The 20,100-nt window shown below is 72.0% G+C and carries 6 protein-coding genes; all 6 read left to right on the forward strand.

Annotation, left to right across the window (positions count from 1 at the left end; translation table 11 throughout):
• Positions 1–120 precede the first annotated feature (120 nt).
• Entirely contained in the window at positions 121–3,870 is a 3,750-nt protein-coding gene (locus tag ACGFZA_RS09165; protein WP_393678424.1) for a S8 family serine peptidase, read from the forward strand.
• Positions 3,871–4,318: 448 nt separating this feature from the next.
• A complete protein-coding gene (locus ACGFZA_RS09170; protein WP_393678426.1) occupies positions 4,319–7,615 on the forward strand; it encodes a S8 family serine peptidase in 3,297 nt (1,098 codons plus the stop codon).
• Between the two features lie 223 nt (positions 7,616–7,838).
• On the forward strand, positions 7,839–8,696 hold the full coding sequence (locus ACGFZA_RS09175; protein WP_393678428.1) for a helix-turn-helix transcriptional regulator: 858 nt from the start codon (positions 7,839–7,841) through the stop codon (positions 8,694–8,696).
• Between the two features lie 148 nt (positions 8,697–8,844).
• Positions 8,845–12,588: a S8 family peptidase gene (locus ACGFZA_RS09180; RefSeq protein ID WP_393678430.1), complete on the forward strand. Its 3,744-nt coding sequence runs from the start codon at positions 8,845–8,847 to the stop codon at positions 12,586–12,588.
• Between the two features lie 235 nt (positions 12,589–12,823).
• Positions 12,824–16,399 (forward strand): S8 family serine peptidase, encoded by a 3,576-nt coding sequence (locus ACGFZA_RS09185; protein WP_393678432.1) that lies wholly within the window; start codon positions 12,824–12,826, stop codon positions 16,397–16,399.
• 93 nt (positions 16,400–16,492) lie between these two features.
• Positions 16,493–20,083: a S8 family serine peptidase gene (locus tag ACGFZA_RS09190; protein WP_393678434.1), complete on the forward strand. Its 3,591-nt coding sequence runs from the start codon at positions 16,493–16,495 to the stop codon at positions 20,081–20,083.
• The last annotated feature ends 17 nt before the right edge of the window (positions 20,084–20,100 follow it).

A 20,100-nucleotide genomic window follows, 5' to 3' on the forward strand; every position in this document is an offset into this window, starting at 1 on the left:
CGGTGCCCGCCCTGTCGTGATTACGCCATGGCGGCCTCTCGCCAGCCCGAACGCCCCCATGAGGCAACGGAATTGGTGACGCTTCTGGTTCAGCGCCCATTCGACCAGGAGTTGTTCCCTGTGAGACGCATCAGACCATGGCGGACCACCGCCGCCGGGCTCGCGGCCGTTGCCCTGCTGGGCGTCGGCATACCCGCGGCCCAGGCCGGACCCGCCGCCACCGCACCCGTCACAGGCGGCACCGACACCGCCCGCACCGTGACCGTCACCCTCGTCACCGGTGACGTCGTCGACGCCCGGGTCGGCCACGACGGCCGGGTCCTCTCGGCATCGCCCCGCCCCGTGGACGGCACCGACCACCCCGCCGCCGTGTGGCAGGACGGCAACCGCACCTACGTGTTCCCGCAGGGCGTCGAGAAGCTCGTCGACGCCGGACTCGTCGACGTGCGCCTCTTCGACATCGGCCGGCTCGTCGCCGACGGCTACGACGACGCCCACTCCGCCACCATGCCGGTGATCGTGGAGTACGCCGGGGGCCGCGTGCCCCGCACCGCCCGCCCCGGCGTCAGGACGACCGCCGCGCTCGACTCCATCGGCGGCGCCGGACTGGCCGTCACCAAGACGTCGGCCGCCGACGCCTGGAAGGACCTGGCCCCGGCGAAGGACTCGGCCCGTGCGGCCGGCGGCGTCACCAGGATCTGGCTCGACGCCAAGGTCCGGGGGAACGCCGTCGACGCACTCGGTACCCCGACCGTCCCCCTCACCGGAGCCGCCACCGCGTACAAGGCGGGGCTCGACGGGGCCGGCGTCAAGGTTGCCGTCCTGGACACCGGTGTGGACGCCGGCCACCCCGACCTCGCGGGCCGGATCAAGCAGAGCAAGGTGTTCGTCCTCAACCAGGACGCCCAGGACCGCACCGGCCACGGCACCCACACCGCGTCCACGATCGCCGGAACGGGCGCCGCCTCCGCCGGCCGGTACGCGGGCATGGCCCCGGGCGCGGACCTCCTCGTCGGCAAGGTGCTCGGCGACGACGGCTCCGGCACCCTCAGCGGCATCGTCGACGGCATGGAGTGGGCCGTCGCCGAAGGTGCCCAGATCGTCTCCATGTCCCTCGGTGCCGACGGCTCCACCAGCTGCACGGGGCCGGACGTCGAAGCCGTCCAGCGGCTCAGCGGCAAGGCCCTGTTCGTCATCGCGGCGGGCAACGCCTCGCTGCGCGGCACCGTCTCCACGCCGGGCTGCGCACCCGGAGCCCTCACCGTCGGCGCCGTCGACCGCAAGAACGAGACGGCGTCCTTCTCCAGCCGTGGACCCTCCGCCGACGGGATCAACGCCAAGCCCGACATCGCCTCCCAGGGCGTCGACGTCGTCGCGGCCCGCGCGGGCGGCCGTGACGCCCAGGCGTACCAGTCGATGTCCGGTACCTCCATGGCCACCCCGCACGTCGCCGGCGGCGCCGCGCTCCTGCTTCAGCAGCACCCCGGCCTGGCCCCCGCCCGCCTCAAGGCGCTGCTCACCTCGTCGGCGAAGGGCACCGACGCCCCCGTCCTCGACCAGGGCGCCGGGCCGATGGACGTGGCCCGGGCGACCACCCAGCCGGTTGTCGGCGACCCCAATCCGCTGCTGGGCGACTTCGCGTACCCGCAGGCGGGACTCGACGCGGTCGACCGTGCGGTCACGCTGACCAACGTCACGGACAAGGACGTCACGCTCACCGTCGCCGTCGGCGACGTCCGCGGCGACGACGGCTCCCGCGTCCGCGGCTTCGCCTCGGCCGCCCGCACCCGGGTCACCGTCCCCGCGAACGGCACCGCCGACGTCCCGGTGCGCATCGACCCCGCCGCGAAGCTCGACGCCGGCGACTACGGCACCCTCACCGGCCGCCTCGTGGGCACGGGCGCGCACGGCGTGCGCGTCACCGTTCCGTTCGGCGTGCACCTGGAGGTGCCGTCGGCCGACCTGACGGTCAAGGGCTTCGACCGGCACGGCGACCCGGCGTCGTCCCTCTCGACATTCCAGCTGTTCGACGACCACCGCGACAGCGCCCGGCGGTACACGATCGGCTACCCGACCGCCGGCAGCACCACGATCCGGGTGCCGCTCGGCAGCTACTCCCTCAGCGGGATGATCATGACCAGGGACGAGCCGGGCGACATCGGCAGCGTGGCCTCGGTCTCCCAGCTCTACCGGCCGGAGCTCACCGTCTCCGGCGACACCACCGTCACCCTGGACGCCCGCGACGCCGAGCGGGTCGCGTGGGACACCGACCGGGCGAGCCGGCCCAACGGCTTCGCGATCGGCCTGACCTACGGTCTGGACGACACCGGCCGGATGCTCGCCGGTTACGCGACCGCCGTTCCGTCGTACGTCAAGGAGATCTACGCCCAGCCGGTCCGGCACGCCGACAAGGCCACCTTCCTCGCCTCCGTACGGCAGACCGCGCCGCAGGCCCGGTTCACCACGGGTGGCGGACGTGTCCTGGACTCGCTGCCGGTGCAGAAGGCCACCGAGTTCGACGGCCGGGACTCCGCCGAGGTCGTCGCGATCGGCAAGGGCACGGACGCCAACTTCGCGGCCCAGGACCTGAAGGGCAAGGTCGCCCTGGTCGACGCCGGGACGGGCGGCGGCAACGCCTACCTGTGGGACACCGCTGCCAGGAAGGCCGGAGCCGCCGGTGTGCTGGCCGCGGTCCCCGACAGCAAGGGGCGCTTCCAGATCACCGGCCCCGAGGGGGGTCTTCCGCAGGCCACCATCACGTGGGACGACTCCCTCGCACTGAAGGCGGAGGCGGGGCAGACGGGTTCGGCGAAGGTGAGCTGGGCCGGCACCGCGACCGCGAACAGCCCGTACGTCTACAACCTGGCGTACACCTCGAAGGACGCGATCCGCCCGGGCATCCAGCGGGTCCGTGACAGCAAGCTCGCCGTCACCGACGCCCGTTACCACGTGCAGCAGGCCTCGGGCGACACGACGTACTGGTCCGATGTGAAGGTGGGCCTGCCCGGCATGGCCGCCGTGTGGGCGGGTGGCACGACGCTGCCGCTGCACGCCCCGCAGCAGCGCACCGAGTACTTCACGCCGTCCGGCAGCGAGGGGATGACCTGGACCACGCTGATGCGCCGGGACCTCGGCACGACCAGCGGCACCGCGTACGACGGACCGCGCGCGGTGCGGCAGGGCGCGTCCACGGCGAACTGGTACAAGTCGCCGTACGGCCCCGTGCGCAACACCTACAGCCCCGCGCTGATGACCCGTAACAGCAACCGGCTCACCTTCACCATCGCCCCGTTCGGCGACGCCGGGGGTCACGACTCCACCATCGCCCGGCTCGACTCCGGCACCCGTCAGCTGCTCGTGAACGGCGAGCCGCAGGCCCAGGTCTCGGGCATCTACGAGCTGCCCCGGGAGCAGGCCGACGTGACGTTCCGCCAGTCGTGGCAGCGGCCCGCCACCGGCATCGACCGCACCGGGCTGGCCTACAGCACGGAGTGGAACTTCCGCTCCGGCGCCGCCGACCAGGGCGCCCAGCGCCTTCTCGTCCCGGTGCTCGACCTGCCGTCCGATCTGCGCAACTCCCGCCCGGCGGGCGAGGCGACGACGATCGGCCTCGGGGCGGTCGTGGACGGTGCGGACGGTCCGGTGGCCCTGAGGGACGCCCGCGTCGAGTACGCCTACGGCAGTCAGACCACCACGGAGGCGGTCACCGACTGGCACCCGGCACAGATGAAGCGGTCGCACGGGACCTGGCAGGCGGTCGTGCCCGGCGACGTCCCCGCCGGCACCTTCGTCCATCTGCGCGTCACGCTCGCCGACGGGCAGGGTGCGCGGGTCGGCCAGACGATGGTCCGCGCCTACGAGGTCCGCTGAGACACGCCTGGGGCCTGTCCCGCGAAGATCCGCTGGACAGGCCCGCGGGGCCGCCCGTTCCGGGACGGCCCCGCGGCGTACGGACATCGGCTCAGGACGGCGGCACCCCCTCGCCATTGGCCCGGACGAGGTCGCGGAGTACACCGCCCGGCAGCTCGCCGGCGAGGGCCGGGGCGTCCTCGGACTCAGAGGACCACGCCGCCTACGATCTGGCCCGGGGCGCACCGCTGCGCCTCGTCGAGCGGAACGTGCCGTACCGCAAGGACTGATCCGGCCGTACGTCACCGGGCCGGGCCGTCACACGACGGCCCGGCCCTTTCGTGTGCCCCGGAGCGGTGGCGGGTCTACGACGCGTCGTCAAGTCGCCACCCTAAGAGCTCCGTTGAAGCCCCACTGCGCTGCGAGGATGCGACGAATCCACGCTCAGTGAACCTTGGGAGTTCCTTTCATGCAGGTCAGATCCATCGTCGCGGCCGCCGGTCTGGTGGCAGCGACACTCATACCCGTCACCGCCGCGCAAGCGGCCGGCCCGCCCGGCCAGCACACCACGGGCCGACCGGCCGTGCCCTCGACCTTCACGGTGCCGCTGCCCACCGGCGACACCGTCACGGTCGAACGCTCCGGCACCGCCATCCGCTCGGCCACGGTCAGCCCGGCGCCCGGCCGTGAGGGCGTCTCCTTCACCACCAGTTCCGTGGGAGCGGACGACGTCAGCGTCATCCCCGCGGACGCCGATCCGCTGCTCGCCGCCGGCCGGCTCGACCCCCGCCTCTTCGACGTCAAGGCGCTGCTGGAGGCCGGCTACGGCACGAAGGGCACCACCGCCGACGGTGGCGTGGGCATGATCGTCCAGCACGCCAAGGGAACCGGTGCGGCGAAGCAGGCCCGCAAGGCGGCCGGCAGCGCGGCCCGTCCCGGCCACACGATCCCCCGCCTGGGCCTGACCTCGCTCGACCCGCACGGCCGCACGGACGCCGCCGCCACCTGGAAGCGCCTCACCGCCGGCACCGGCCGCTCGCTGGCCGGCGGCGCGCACAAGCTCTGGCTCGACGGCCGGATGCACGTCGCCCTGGACAAGAGCGTCCCGCAGATCAACGCCCCACAGGCATGGTCCGACGGATACACCGGCAAGGGCGTCACCGTCGCCGTCCTCGACAGCGGTTACGACTCCGACCACCCGGACCTGGCGGGCCGGGTGAGCGTCTCGGCCAACTTCCTCGGCGGCGACACCGCCGAGGACGACAACGGCCACGGAACCCATGTGGCCTCCACCATCGCCGGAGTCGACAGCACCTACCGCGGCGTGGCCCCCGACGCGTCGCTCGCCGTGGGCAAGGTCTGCGACAACACCGGCTCCTGCCCGACCTCGGCGGTTCTGGCCGGCATCGACTGGGCGGTCAACACCGTCCACGCCAAGGTCGTCAACATGAGCCTGGGCGGGCCGGCCGACGAGACGGACCCCGCGATCGCGGCCATCAACGACCTGTCGGCGAGCAGCGGCACGCTCTTCGTCGTCGCCGCGGGCAATGACGGCGAGTACGGCACCGGCACGGTCGGCGCGCCCGCCATCGCGAACGCCGCCCTCGCCGTGGGCGCGGTCGACGCCGACGACGAACTCGCCGCGTTCTCCAGCCGAGGCCCGCGCCCCAGTGACAACGCGGTCAAGCCCGACATCACGGCACCCGGCGTCAGCATCGTCGCCGCGAAGATGGGCGGCGGCCACACCTCCAAGAGCGGTACGTCGATGGCGACCCCGCACGTGGCGGGCTCCGCCGCGCTCGTCGCCCAGGCGCACCCCGACTGGAACGGCGAACAGATCAAGACGGCGCTCATGAACAGCGCCGAGCCGAACACCAAGCGCGCGCCGTACCAGCAGGGCACCGGCCGGGTCGACGTGGGCACCGCCGTGCGGCAGACGGTCCTCGCCTCCCCGGCGAACCTGACGACGACGGCCGGCTGGTCCGACGGCGCCGGCAAGGACACCGAGCACACCGTCACCTTCACCAACAACGGTGACAGCGCCACGACGCTCGACCTGGCCATCGAGAAGCCGCTCTCGCCCACCGCCCAGCCGGGCAACGCCGGGCAGTTCTCGGTCGACCGCGACCAGGTCACCGTCCCCGCGCACGGCACCGCGACCGCGAGTGTCACTACCCGCGCCACCCTGCTGCCGCACGGTCCGTGGTCCGCGGTCCTCACCGCCTCGCAGGACGGCACGCCCGTCACCCGCACGATCCTCGCCGTGAACAGCCCCGTGCCCAGTCACCAGGTGACGGTCCACGCCGAGCAGCGCGACGGCACGCCGGCGACCGGCACCGCCCTGCTGGTCAACCGCTGGACCGGCGACCGCTACCCGGTCCGCCTCACCGCGGGCACCGCAGTGGTGACCGTGCCGGAGGCCCAGTACTGGGTCGGCATGACGATCACCAGCGGCACCGGCACGGAGCGCACCACCACCATGGCCGCCACCTCCGTCACCCCGATCGATGACACCGCGGTCGACCTCGACGCCCGCACCGCCGTCCCGGTCACCGTCGACGTCCACGACCCGGCCGCCCGTGCCACGGCCGTACAGGCCGCGCTCGCGCTGCCCGCCGGCACCGGGATGTACACGCTGAGCGTGGTCACCACCGGCGAGCGTGCCGGACAGACCCTGTACGCGACGCCGTTCGCCGAGGCGGACGCCAAGTACCGTACGTTCGCCGTGTTCGCGTCCAAGGACGCCTCCACGCAGGCACCCAGCCCGTTCTTCTACCACGTGGCACGGACCTGGAGCGACGGTGTGCCGGCCGGCCCCGCCTTCTCGGTCCACCGCCGTGACCTGACCGACGTACGCGTCCACCTCAACGCCCAGGGCGCCCCTGCCGCCGGTACCACCGGGGCCACGCCGGACGACGACGCCCTGCTGCCGCTCTTCATCGACCAGCAGGTCCGCTTCCCCTCGATCGTGCGCGACTACCGCACAGCCGGTGAGTGGCTCGACCGGGCCACGATCGCCGGCCGCCAGTCGATCGCGACCTCGGCACAGACCTTCGGCCCGCACGCCCTGCGCCGCCTGGACTTCGCGGCCGCGGTGGTCGGACCGGCGCTGCCCGCCGTGGCCGCCTACCGCGTCGACGACACCGTGGTCTGGGCCGGAACGCCGTGGTTCGTCGACGGCGACGGCACCCGCGGCGGCTCCGACTGGGGCGCCACGGGAACGCTCAAGCTCGCCAAGGACGGGCAGCAGGTGAGCCAGTGGAGTGCCATCGGCAGCGCCAAGTCCGTCGCGGCCCCGGCGGGTCCGGGCCGGTACACCCTGGACGCGGACCTCACCCGTGACCAGGCCTATGCCGCCCTGTCCACCCGGGTGCAGGCGCAGTGGTCCTTCGACTCGGACACCGACGCAGGGGCCGGCACCGTCCTGCCGCTGATGGCCGTCCGCTTCACCCCGCACGGTCTCGACGAGTCCGGCGGAGCCCGGTTCCTCGCTCTGACGCGGGTGGACCTGGCCGTCCAGCGCGCCCCGGGCGCCGCCGAGGCCACCGTCGGCCCCACCCGGCTGGAGGTCAGCTGGGACGACGGGGTCACCTGGCACACCGTCAAGGTGGTGGCCACCGGGAACGGTTCGTCGGCACACGCCTACCTGATCGCACCCCTCCGTGCCTCGTACGCGACCCTGCGCGCCACGGTCGCCGCGAGCGACGGCAGCTCGGTGAAGCAGACCGTCACCCGGGCCTTCGAGGTCAACAAGTCCCTCGGCTAGACGGGACCTCGAGCGGGCCGGCGCCTTTCGGGGAGCCGGCCCGCTTTCACGTTCGCGGGCGTGGCGAGGATACGACATGACGTACTTTCGCCATCGCCGCTTCCCTGACAGTGGCGCCCCGCTCAACGGCCAGTAAACCCAAGGTGAACGGGCCCTTCCACCCTTCCGCCGAGCGGCTCCGGGCCCCGGCGGGCGGCCGTGGCCGTCGGCGAGACTGAGGCCCATGTCCACGCCCACGCCCCCGCGCGATCCCGGAAATCCCGCGAGGACCACTGAGGTGCCGGAGCGCGCGTCTCGTCCGCCCGCCCGTGAACCCGCGCACGACGACACGCCGACGGACACGGAGGAGAGGCTGCAGGCCGTCTTCCGGCAGTTGGGGGAGGACCTGCGGCGCGCCGAGTCGGCCGTGGCCGGCCTCGTCCGCGCCCGGCCCGCGGACGACGGTCTGGTGTACGTGGAGACCGTCGACGGCCCGGTGGCCCAAGGGCGCAGGATCCTGGAGCTGGAGACCGGCGCCCGGCACACGTTCCAGGCGTTCCTGACCGGACTGAACACCGTCACACCGGTCCCGAGGACCTTGACGTCGCCGGCGGACGCTGCGCCGCCCGGGTTCGACTCGGTCCCCGGGGTCACCTACCAGCTCCTGGTCGACCGCGACTTCCTCGCCGAACCGGCCGCGGTGGCCGCCCTGGAGGAGCGGGTGCGCCGCGGTGAGCAGGTCCGGGTGATCGACAGCCCCCTGCTGAAACTGGCCATCGCCGACGGCGAGGTCGGCATGGTCCAGCTCGGCCCGGAGCGCGCGGTGCTGCTGCGGCAGCCGCTCACCATGCTGGTCACCGAGCTGTTCGCGACCGCCTGGCGGCACTCCCGTCCGTACCTGCGCGAGGTCGCCGAACTCGCCCCGGTCGACCGGCAGATCCTCCAGCTGATGCTTTCCGGCCTCACGGACGCGGCCACCGCCAAGCAACTGGGCACCTCGCCGCGCACCGTCCAGCGAAGACTGCGGGCGCTGATGGACCTGGCGTCGGTGACGTCCCGGCTCCAGCTCGGCTGGTACGCCATGCGCAACAACTGGATGTGACGGCCGGTCGCGTCCACCGGATGGCGAAGCGCCGACAGCACGCACGCTGTCGCACACTCGCCACCGGTACGCCTTGTCGTGGCGCGAGGGCATCCGCGAGGCTCCGGGGATCTCCCTGCACTTCCCCCGTGTCGACAAGGAGCCCCGCGTGCCCGGATCCAGACGGTTCCCCCTGCTGGCGGCGGCCGCCGCCCTCGCCCTGAGCGTGAGCGGCCTCGGCCAGACGCCAGGCGTGGCCACCCCGTACGTCCCCGAAAGCCCCGGTCCAGCAGCGCAGCCCACGGAGCATCAGGTCACGCTCGTCACCGGCGACGTGGTGCGTCTGACCCAGTGGCCGGACGGCCGCCGCTCGGCGATGCTCGTCCCCGCCGAGGGCGGCGCCGTCCGCCACAACGCGTTCATCAGCGAATCGTCCGACGGACTGTTCGTCATCCCCGAACAGGCGCAGGAGCTGGTCGACGCCGGCAAGGTCGACGCGCGGCTGTTCAACGTCAGCGCCCTGGTCGAGCAGGGGTACGACGACGCGCGCTCCGCCGACCTGCCACTGATCGTCTCCTACGGTTCCGGCGCCCGCGCGGCCCGTGCCGCCGTACCCGACGGCGCCGCGCGCACCCGCACGCTGACAAGCCTCGGCGCCGCCGCGCTCCGTACGCACAAGAAGCGGGCCCGGACGTTCTGGGACGAGGCGGTGCGCCCCGGAAGCAAGGACGCGAAGACCGCGCTCGACGGGGGGATGACCCGGATCTGGCTCGATGCCAAGGTGACGGCCTCCCTCGACCGGAGTGTCCCGCAGATCGGTGCCCCGGCCGCCTGGCAGGCCGGCTACGACGGCAAGGGCGTGAAGGTCGCCGTGCTCGACAGCGGCATCGACGCGACCCACCCCGACCTGAGCGGCAAGGTCGTCGAGTCCCGCAACTTCACCACCGAGGGCGACACCGCGTCGGTGGTCGACAACAACGGCCACGGCACCCATGTCGCCGACACCGTCGTCGGCAGCGGCGCAGCCTCCGGCGGGAAGTACAAGGGCGTCGCCCCCGGCGCGCAGCTCGTCGTCGGCAAGGTGCTCGACAAGAACGGCCAGGGGAGCACGTCCGCCGTCATCGGCGCCATGGAGTGGGCCGCGCACACCGGTGCCAAGGTGATCAGCATGAGCCTGGGCAGCGGCCCCGGCAACGGGGACGATCCGTCCAGTCTGGCCGTCGAACGCCTCACTGCGGAGACCGGCGCGCTGTTCGTCATCGCGGCCGGCAACGACGGACCCGCGCCGAACACCGTCTCCAACCCCGCCGCCGCCCCCTCCGCCCTGGCCGTCGCGGCCGTCGACCACAACGACGCCACCGCGTCGTTCTCCAGCCGGGGCCCGCTCACCAACGGCTCGCTCAAGCCCGACATCGCCGCGCCCGGCGTCGGTATCGTCGCGGCCCGCGCCGCCGGTACCTCAAAGGGCCAGATCGTCGACGACCACTACACGGCGCTCAGCGGCACCTCCATGGCCACCCCGCACGTGTCGGGCGCGGCGGCGATCCTCGCCCAGCAGCACCCCGACTGGTCGCCGCAGCGGCTGAAGGACGCCCTGATGTCCACCTCCGAGTCCGTGGCGGGCGCCACCGGATACGAGCAGGGCGCGGGACGGGTGGACATCGGCCGGACAACGGCCCGGACGCTCTTCGCGACCGGTTCCGTCGGTTTCGGCTTCTTCAAGTACGGCGCGGCGAACGAGCCGGTCGCCCGCACCGTGACCTACCGCAACGACGGTGACATGGCGCAGATCCTCGACCTGTCCGTACGCGGTGACAACGGCCTCGGCACCCCGCTGCCCGCCGGCATGGTGACCCCTTCCGCCGACACCGTCACCGTGCCGGCGCACGGCACCGCCGAGGTCGGCCTCACCGCAGATCCCGCGGCCGGACCGAGCGGCCGGATCAGCGGGACGCTGACCGCCCAGGCGCGCGACGGATCGGCCACCGTGCACACCGAGTTCGGTCTGGTGAAGGAGGACCGGGTGGTCGCCCTCACCGTGCACGCCGTCAACCACGCCGGGCAGCTCGCCTACCGCAACAGCGACGTGAGCCTCTACAACCTGGACACCGGCGCCCTCTCCACGCTTCCCCTCAACGCCAAGGGCGACGTGGTCTTCCGCGTGAAGCCGGGCACGTACAGCCTGATGGGCTTCCTCGCCGGGTTCGACAAGGCGGGAAAGCAGGTCATCGACTTCACGCTGGCCGGTGACCCGCAGATGGTCGTCGACAGCGACCGCACGGTCACCCTCGACGGCACCGCCGCGAAGGAGATCAAGGTCAAGACACCGACCCCGGCCGAGCACCGCGGCCTGATTGTGGGGTACGAACGCTCCAGCGGATCTCGCTCGGCGGCGCAGATCGCGCAGCTCGACCAGTACGTGGACCACGTGTACGCGCTGCCGACCGAGAAGACCACCCGCGAGAACTTCACCCTGTTCACCCAGTGGGTGATGTACACCCCCGAGATCCGCATCGACGCGGTCGGACACGGAGCCGTGCGCAGCCCGGAGTACGTGGTCGGCTCACCGAAGCTGGACGGTGTCTCGCTGCGCCGGGTCGTCCCGGTCGGCACCGCCTCGCCGGCCGAGCTCACCGGAGTGAACCTGTCCGGCAGGATCGCGCTGGTCCGCGCCTCGGCGGACCTCTCGCTCACCGACCAGGTCACGGCGGCGGCGAAGGCCGGAGCCAAGGCGGTGATCCTCTACACCACCGAGCCCGGCCGGTACCTCGCCTCGGCGGGTACGGCCACCCTGCCGGTGCCCGCTCTCACGCTCGACGCCGATCCTGGGCGGACACTGGCCCAGCAGGCCGCGTCCGGACACCAGGTCCTGCTGATCGCCGCGGAGGCCGACAGCCGGTACGCGTACGACCTGCTGTTCCCGTGGGACGGACAGATCCCCGACGACACCACGCTCAAGGTCGACACGACCACCACCGCCCGGGTCGAGGCCGACTACCACTCCCAGACCGGGCACCCCGCCGCCCAGGACCTTCGCTGGGCCTACCGGCCGGGCCAGGTGATCGCCACCTCCTGGACCACGCCGCGACCCCTGCCCGCGCCGATCCACCGCACCGAATGGGTGTCGGCGAACGGAGTGACGTGGCGTCACCTCGTCTATCTGGACAAGGAATGGGGCAGCCACTACAGCGGCCCGATGACCGACTACAGCCCCGGCCAGGTCGTCAAGGAGGACTGGCTCAAGCAGGTGGCCCGGCCGGCCGTTCCCGAGAACGACCCCGAGTACGTTCCGGTACGCGGTGCCACCCAGATGAACCTGGCCATCACTCCCTGGACCGACTCCCAGGCAGGGCACGACGGCGTGTACTCCTACGTCACCGACAAGTTCACCACCCAGCTCTCCGCGCACGGTGAGGTGCTGGCGAAACGCGTCACGGCCACCGGCTCGTTCCCCGCTCCGTACGCCGAGCCGACCGAGTACACCCTGGTCATGGACAGTGCCCGCACCGCCGAGTACTGGAAGTTGTCCACGAACACACACTCGGAGTGGCGGTTCACCTCGGCCCGTCCGGCCTCCGGAACCGCGCCGCTTCCACTGCTGCAGCTCTACTACGACCTGCCGCTGGACCTGCTCAACCGTGCTCCCGCAGGCGAGAAGTTCAGCTTCGCCGTGCGTACCGAGGAGCCCGGCACCACAGGCCCCGTGCGGGCCAGGACGCTGACGGCGGACGTCTCGTACGACGACGGAACGACCTGGCACAGGGCGGGGGTGGTCGGCGGTGCCGACGGCCGGTTCACCGTCTCCACCCACCACCCCAAGGGCTCCGGCTTCGTGTCGCTGCGCATCGGCGCCGAGGACGCCGACGGCAACTCGGTGCAGCAGACCATCACCCGGGCGTACGCCGTGAATTGACGAGAGCGGCCCGCCCCGCCGGGTGCCCCCGGACGCCATCGCGTCCGGGGGCACCCGGCGTCCCGGCGGCATTCCCGTGCCCGTCCGGACGGTCGGTTGGCGAGTGCGCGCCATGTCGCCAACTCGCCAGCCCTGCAAGCCCGGTGACGCGGTGTACCGCTTCCATACTGCTGTGTGGTCACCACCGCGCGATCATGCCGCGGCCCTCGTGCGGATTTCCTGTGAAGGAGAGTGCGTGTTGAGGCAAGTCCCCCTACGACGGCGCGCCGTCGTCGCAGCCCTGCTCTCGGGTGTCATGAGCCTGCCACTGATGGGGGTGCTGCCCGCGTCGGCCGCCGCCCCGTCCGAGCCGAGCCCGTACGCACAGAAGACCGACAGTTCGGTGCGCGTTCAGCTCGACGCCAAGGACCGGGTCACCTTCTGGGTCCAGCTCGGCGAGCAGGCCGACACCACCGCCGCACGCAAGGAGAAGAAGAAGGCCGACCGGGGCCGCGCCGTCATCGCGGCCAAGAAGGCCGAAGCCGGCCGGAGTCAGGCCGCAGTCGTGTCCCTGCTCAAGAAGGCCGGCGCGCCCTACACGTCGTACTGGATTGCCAACACGCTCAAGGTGACCGGCGACAAGGACCTCGCCCGGAAGGTCGCCGCGCGCCCCGAAGTCACCGCGATCGAGGAGGACGAACCGCTCGTCCTCCCGCACTCCACCACCGGCGGCCGGGTGAACACCGTCGAGGGCGTGGAATGGAACGTCGACCGGATCGGCGCCCCCAAGGTCTGGAACGACCTCGGCAAGCACGGCGAGGGCATCGTCGTCGCCAACATCGACTCCGGAGTCGACTACCGTCACCCCGCCCTGGCCGGAAGCTACCGGGGCCACCGCGCCGACGGCACGTACGACCACGCCTACAACTGGTTCGACCCCTCGGACGACTGCACCGGCGACAGCCCGTGCGACAACGATGGGCACGGCACCCACACCATGGGCACCATGGCCGGCGACGACGGCACCGGCAACGCCGTCGGTGTCGCCCCCGGAGCGACCTGGATCGCCGCCAAGGCCTGTGAGAACAACGCCTGCCCGCGCGACGCGCTGCTCGCTGCCGGACAGTGGATCCTCGCCCCGACCGACCTGACAGGCGCCGACCCCCGACCCGACCTGGCCCCGGACGTCGTCAACAACTCCTGGGGCACCACCGCACTCGACCTCTGGTACAAGGCCACCGTCCAGGCCTGGCGCGACGCGGGCATCTTCGCCTCGTTCTCCAACGGCAACGCCGGGCCGGACTGTCTGACGACCGGCTCGCCCGGCGGCTACGACAACGCCTACTCCTCCGGCGCCTTCGACAGCAACGGCGACATCGCCGACTTCTCCTCGCGCGGCGCCGGCGAGGGCAGCGGCATCAAACCCGACCTGGCCGCACCGGGCGTGGACATCCGCTCCGCCTGGCCGGGCGGTGGTTACCAGTCCCTCAACGGCACGTCGATGGCGGCTCCGCACACCGCCGCGACCGTCGCCCTGATGTGGTCCGCCTCGCCCGACATCCGCGGCAACGTCGACGAGACGGAACGTCTGCTCGACAGCACCGCCGTCGACACCTTCGACCCGAGCTGCGGCGGGACGGCGGCCAACAACAACGTCTGGGGCGAGGGCAAGCTGGACGCCTACGCGGCCGTGATGTCCACCCCGCGCGGCCCGCTCGGCGCGCTGACCGGCACCGTCACCGCCGACGGCAAGCCCCTCGCCATGGCGACCGTGCGCCTGGACGGCCCCATGCAGGCGAGCGTCCGCACCGCCGACGACGGCACCTACGCGCTCAGCAAGACGATGGCCGGCGACTACACCGTGTCCATCTCGCGGTACGGCTACCTCACCGACACAGCCGCCGTCACCGTCGTCGCCAACGGCACGGTGACCCGGAACGCCGACCTGAGGGCCGCGCCCACCGGCACGGTGACCGGCACCGTACGCGTCAAGGGCGGTCCCGAGGCGGGCGCCGGACTCGCGGTGTCCGACACACCCGTCTCCCTGACGACGGGCGACGACGGCGCGTACACCCTCCACCTGCCCGTCGGCACGTACCAGGTGTCCGTCACACCCGGCGACAAGTGCGCCAAGGCCGTTGCCTTTCAGATCACCGTCGGGGACGGCACGAGCAGCAAGGACCTCGACCTGCCCGTACGCACGGACGGCTACGGCACCACCTGCCAGGTCGTGGCGGGCGTCCCGTACCCGACCGGTGAGACCAAGCTGCCGCTCAGCGGGGCGGCGGGCAGCGCCCCTGTCGATCTGCCGTTCCCCGTCGCCCTGTACGGCCACACGTACACCGCGGCCAACATCACCGTCGAGGGCGTCCTCGCCTTCGGACCCAGCAGCACGACCAACATCAATGAGGAACTGCCGTTCACCGGCACCCCGAACGGCGCTCTCTACCCGTTCTGGGACAACTTCCTGATGGACTCCTCCTCCGACGTCTACACCGCGTTCCGGGGCACCGCGCCGCATCGTGAACTCGTCGTCGAGTGGCGCAACGTGCTCCTGAGCGACAACAAGCCCCAGCGCGTGAGCTTCGCCGCCGTCATGAACGAGGACGGCGGCTACACCTTCCACTACAAGGACATCGAGGACGGCGCCGCCGAACGCGGCTCCAGCGCCACCGTCGGAGCCGAGAACCACGACGGCACCGACGCCTTCCAGTACTCCTGCAACGAAACCGCCCTGCGCGACGGAATGACCATCTCCTTCCGGCCCGGGAAGACCGCGTCCCTCGCCGGCACGGTCACCGACGCCAACGACGGCAAGGCCCTCGCCGGAGCCGGCGTGACCGTCAGCCGCGACGGGGCGACGGTGGGCACCGGCACCTCGGGCGCCGACGGCCAGTACCTCGTACAGGTCCCGGCCAAGGACGCCGGCGCGTACGAGATCCGCGTCGACGCACCCCACTACGAGGCCGTCACCCGCACGGCGACGCTCGGTGGCGGCGACGTCTCGCGCGCCGACAGCGCGCTGCGCACCGGCCGGGTGACGGCCTCGCCCGACGACGGCTGGCAGCTCGTCGTCCCGGCGGGGGAACACCGCACCCGCACCTTCACCCTCGCCAACTCCGGACTCGCCGCCGACTTCACCGTCGCGGAGAAGGACGGTGCCGGCTGGCTGAAGGCCGCCCCGGCCGCCGGACGGCTTGCCACCGACGCCCCACAAAAGGTGACCGTCACCTTCGACGCCTCGGGCGCCACGCCCGGCTCCGTCCTGCGCGGCACCCTGCGGGTGGCGTCCGAGAGCGGCCGTGCGCCGGCCATCGACATCCTCGTCACCGTCGCCGTGCCCGCCTATCGCACCGCGATCGACACCGGGTCCGGTGCCGAGGGACCGGTGGCCGACTCTGCCGGTGACCCCTGGGCCCCGGACCGGGCCTATACCGAAGGCTCGTACGGATATCTCGGCCGCACCGGAACCGTCACCACCCGAAAATCCATCGCCGGCACCGACGACCAGGCGCTGTACTCCAGCGCCGCGAAGGGCGCGTACGAGTACCGCTTCGACGGTCTCCCGGACGGCGCGTACCAGGTGGAGCTCGGATTCGCCGAGCTGAGCAACACCCGGCCCGGCAAGCGGGTGTTCGACGTCCTCGCCGAAGGCGTCCAGGAACTCCCGGACGTCGACATCGCCCTGGAGGCGGGCGGCACCTACCGCGCGCTGGCCCGGACGTTCACCGTCCACGTCGGCGACGGACAGCTCAACCTGCGGTTCGCGAGCCCCTCCGACCAGCCGCTCGTCAACACGATCCGCGTCACCCACCGGCCCGACCTGGGCTGACCCCGAACCCCGGTGCGGTGCGGACGGGCCTCCGGGCCCGGTCCGCACCCGTGCCGGCCCCGCAAGAGAACCCTTTGGAAAGAGAGTGCGTACGTGAGACAGCAACTCGCGCGACGGCAAGGCCTGATGGCCGCCGCGCTCACCCTGGCCATGGGGGTGCCGCTCCTCGCAGCGGTGCCCGCCTCCGCGGACCCGGCCCCGACGCCCGCGTCCCAGCTGCTGGGCAAGGCCGACACCGAGGTGGTCCGGCAGCTGGACAAGAAGGACACCACGACGTTCTGGGTGCAGCTCGGCTCCAAGGCCGACACCTCGGCCGCGAAGGGGGCGAAGACCCGGGTGGGCCGGGACAAGGCCCTCATCGCGGCCAGGAAGCGGCACGCCACCACCACCCAGGCCGGCATCGAGGCCCTGGTGAAGAAGGCGGGTGCGCACTCCACCTCGTACTGGATCAGCAACACCCTCAAGGTCACGGGCGACAAGTCGCTCGCCGAGAAGATCGCCGCCCGCCCGGAGGTCGCCTCCATCGCGGCCGACAAGCTGCTCCAGCTGCCCGAGGAACTGCCCGCCGAGCAGGAACCGACGGTCAACGGCGTCGAGTGGAACCTCGACAGCATCAACGCGCCCAAGGTCTGGGACGAGTTGGGCATCAACGGAAGCGGCACCGTCGTCGCCAACATCGACACCGGCGTCGACTACCAGCACTCGACGCTGATGAACAAGTACCGCGGCCTGAAGGCCGACGGCACGTACCAGCACGAGTACAACTGGTTCGACGCCACCGCCAGCTGCTCGGGCGACGCCCCCTGTGACGACCACGGGCACGGCACCCACACCATGGGCACCATGGTCGGGGACGACCGCGACGGCAACAAGATCGGTGTCGCGCCGGGCGCCCAGTGGATCGCGGCCAAGGCGTGCACCCCGCTCGGCTGCGAGCAGGACGCGCTGATGGCCGCCGGCCAGTGGATCCTCGCGCCCACCGACCGCAACGGCCAGAACCCGCGCCCGGACCTGGCCCCCGACGTCGTCAACAACTCCTGGGGTGCCGACGTCATCGACACCTGGTACAAGGATATGGTCCAGGCGTGGACCGACGCGGGGATCTTCCCGGCGTTCTCCAACGGCAACGCCGGACCCGACTGCGCCACCGCCGGTTCCCCGGGCGCCTACACCAACAGCTACGCCACCGGCGCCTTCGACAGCGTCGGCGACATCGCGTACTTCTCGTCCCGGGGCACGGGCGAGGACGGTGCCGTCAAGCCCGACATCGCAGCCCCGGGCGTCGACGTCCGTTCGGCCGCCCCCGGCGGCGGCTACGCCGTCATGTCCGGTACGTCGATGGCCTCACCCCACACCGCCGCCACCGTCGCCCTGATGTGGGCGGCGTCCCCGGCGATCCGGGGCGACGTCGCGGCCACCGAACGCCTCCTCGACCGCACCGCCCACGACGTGGACGACACCACGTGCGGCGGCAGCGCCGAGAACAACAACGTCTACGGTGAGGGCCGGCTCGACGCCTACGAGGCCGTCGCATCCGTCCCCCGCGGCCCGCTCGGCGGCCTCACCGGCACCGTCACCTCCGACGGCGCACCGCTGGCCGGCGCCACCGTGGAACTCGACGGCCCGATGAACGCCCTCGCCGACACCCACGCGGACGGCACGTACAGCCTGCCGAAGCTCATGGTCGGCGACTACCGGGTCAAGGTCACCAAGTTCGGCTACACGCCCGCCGAATCCACCGCCACCGTCACCGAGGACGCCACCGCCACCCGCGACCTGGCCCTCGCCCTCGCGCCCATCGGCACGCTCACCGGCACCGTGACCACGCTGTCCGGCCCCGAGGCCGGCGCGAAGATCGTGGTGGCGGGTGCCCCCGCCGACACCACCACCACGACGGCGGCCGACGGTACGTACGCGCTCCGGCTCCCGGCCGGTGCCCACCAGCTGACGATCACCCCGGTCTCCCGCTGCGCCACGATCGGATCGTTCGGCGTCCAGGTCGTCGCGGGCGAAGCCGGCAAGGACCTCACCCTGCCCAACCGCGGCGACCGGTTCGGCACCGTCTGCCGGACCACGCACGACACCGCGTTCCCCTCCGGCGCCACCAAGCTCAGCACCAGCAGCGACTACGACGGCTCGCCCACGGTCAAGTTCCCCTTCCCGGTGGCGCTGTACGGCAAGACGTACCGGCAGGCCGGCGCCAACATCGAGGGCTACCTCAGTTTCGAGACGTCCAGCAGCCTCAGCGCCAACCGGACCGTCCCCTATCCGGGACTCCCCAACGGCTCGCTCTACGCGTTCTGGGACAACCTCCAGCTGGCCAACGACGACGGCGACATTTACTGGTCGGCCCGCGGCACCGCCCCGCACCGCGAGATCGTCGTGGAGTGGCGCAACGCGGTGACGTCCGCCGCACGCACGCAGAGGCTCGACTTCTCCGTGGTGATCGGTGAGGACGGCACGTACTCCTTCCACTACCGCAACCCCGTCGGCGGCAACTACGCGAAGGGTTCGGGCGCCACCATCGGCGCCGAGAACGCGGACGGCACCGACGCGCTGGAGTACTCGTACAACGAGGCGTCCGTGAGCGACGGCCTCGCGGTCGAGTTCCGGCCCACCCGCAGCGCGGCCCTGACCGGCACCGTCACCGACGGCAACGACTCCAAGGCGCTCGCCGGGGCCACCGTCACCGTCTCGCGTGACGGCGAGCCCGTCGCCACCGGCACCACGGCGGCCGACGGCAGCTACCTGGTACAGACGCCGGTGACCGGCGACAAGACCGACTACGACGTCACCGTCACCGCCGCGCACTACACGGCGGGCAGCCGCACCGTCGCACTCGCGACCGGTTCCACCGAGCAGTTCTCCACCGCGTTGGCCACAGCAAAGGTCACCGCCACCCCGGCGACCGCGACGACCGTGGTCGTTCCCGCCGAGGAGAGCCGTCAGCGCACCCTCACCCTCGCCAACTCCGCCTCCGAAACGGGCTACACGGTCACGGAGGCGAGTGGCGCCTCCTGGTTCAGCGCCGCACCCGCACAGGGGCAGCTGGCCAAGGGCGGCGAGCAGAAGGTCGTCCTGACCTTCGACACGCACGGCGTGGCGCCCGGCACCGCCCTCAAGGGCACCGTCGTCGTCGCCTCCGACACCGGCCGCGCCCCGGAGATCAGGATTCCGGTGACCGTGTCCGTGCCCTCCTACCGCACGGCGATCGACGCCGGCGGCGCCAAGGCCTACACCGACTCCGCGTCCGACGCCTGGACCCCGGACCAGAAGTACACGGCCGGCTCGTACGGCTTCGTCGGCCAGTCCACGAAGGTGAGCACCACCAACGCCATCGAGGACACCACCGACGACAAGCTGCTGCGCACCGCCCGCGAAGGCGCCCTCGAATACCGCTTCGACCAGGTGCCGAACGGCACCTACCAGGTCGAGCTGGACTTCGCCGAGCTCGGCAAGGTCACGGCCGGACAGCGCCTCACCGACATCCTCGCCGAGGGCTCCGTCCGCCTGCCCGACCTCGACATCGTCGCCGTGACCGGCGGCAGTTACCGGGCGCTCACAAAGTCCTTCACGGTCACCGTCTCCGACGGCCAGCTGAACGTCCGGCTGGTCGCCACCGGCGCCGAGAAGACCCTCGTCAACGCCATCCGCGTCACCCAGCGTCCTGACCTGAGCAGCTGATCCCCATGAGGAAAGCA

The organism is Streptomyces sp. NPDC048211 (assembly GCF_043202315.1).
In the GTDB taxonomy this organism is placed as follows: domain Bacteria; phylum Actinomycetota; class Actinomycetes; order Streptomycetales; family Streptomycetaceae; genus Streptomyces.

Excerpts from the sequence above, each read along its gene's own strand:
- ACGFZA_RS09170 (WP_393678426.1), top strand. The coding sequence starts at position 4,319 with ATGCAGGTCAGATCCATCGTCGCGGCCGCCGGTCTGGTGGCAGCGACA.
- ACGFZA_RS09175 (WP_393678428.1), top strand. The coding sequence starts at position 7,839 with ATGTCCACGCCCACGCCCCCGCGCGATCCCGGAAATCCCGCGAGGACC.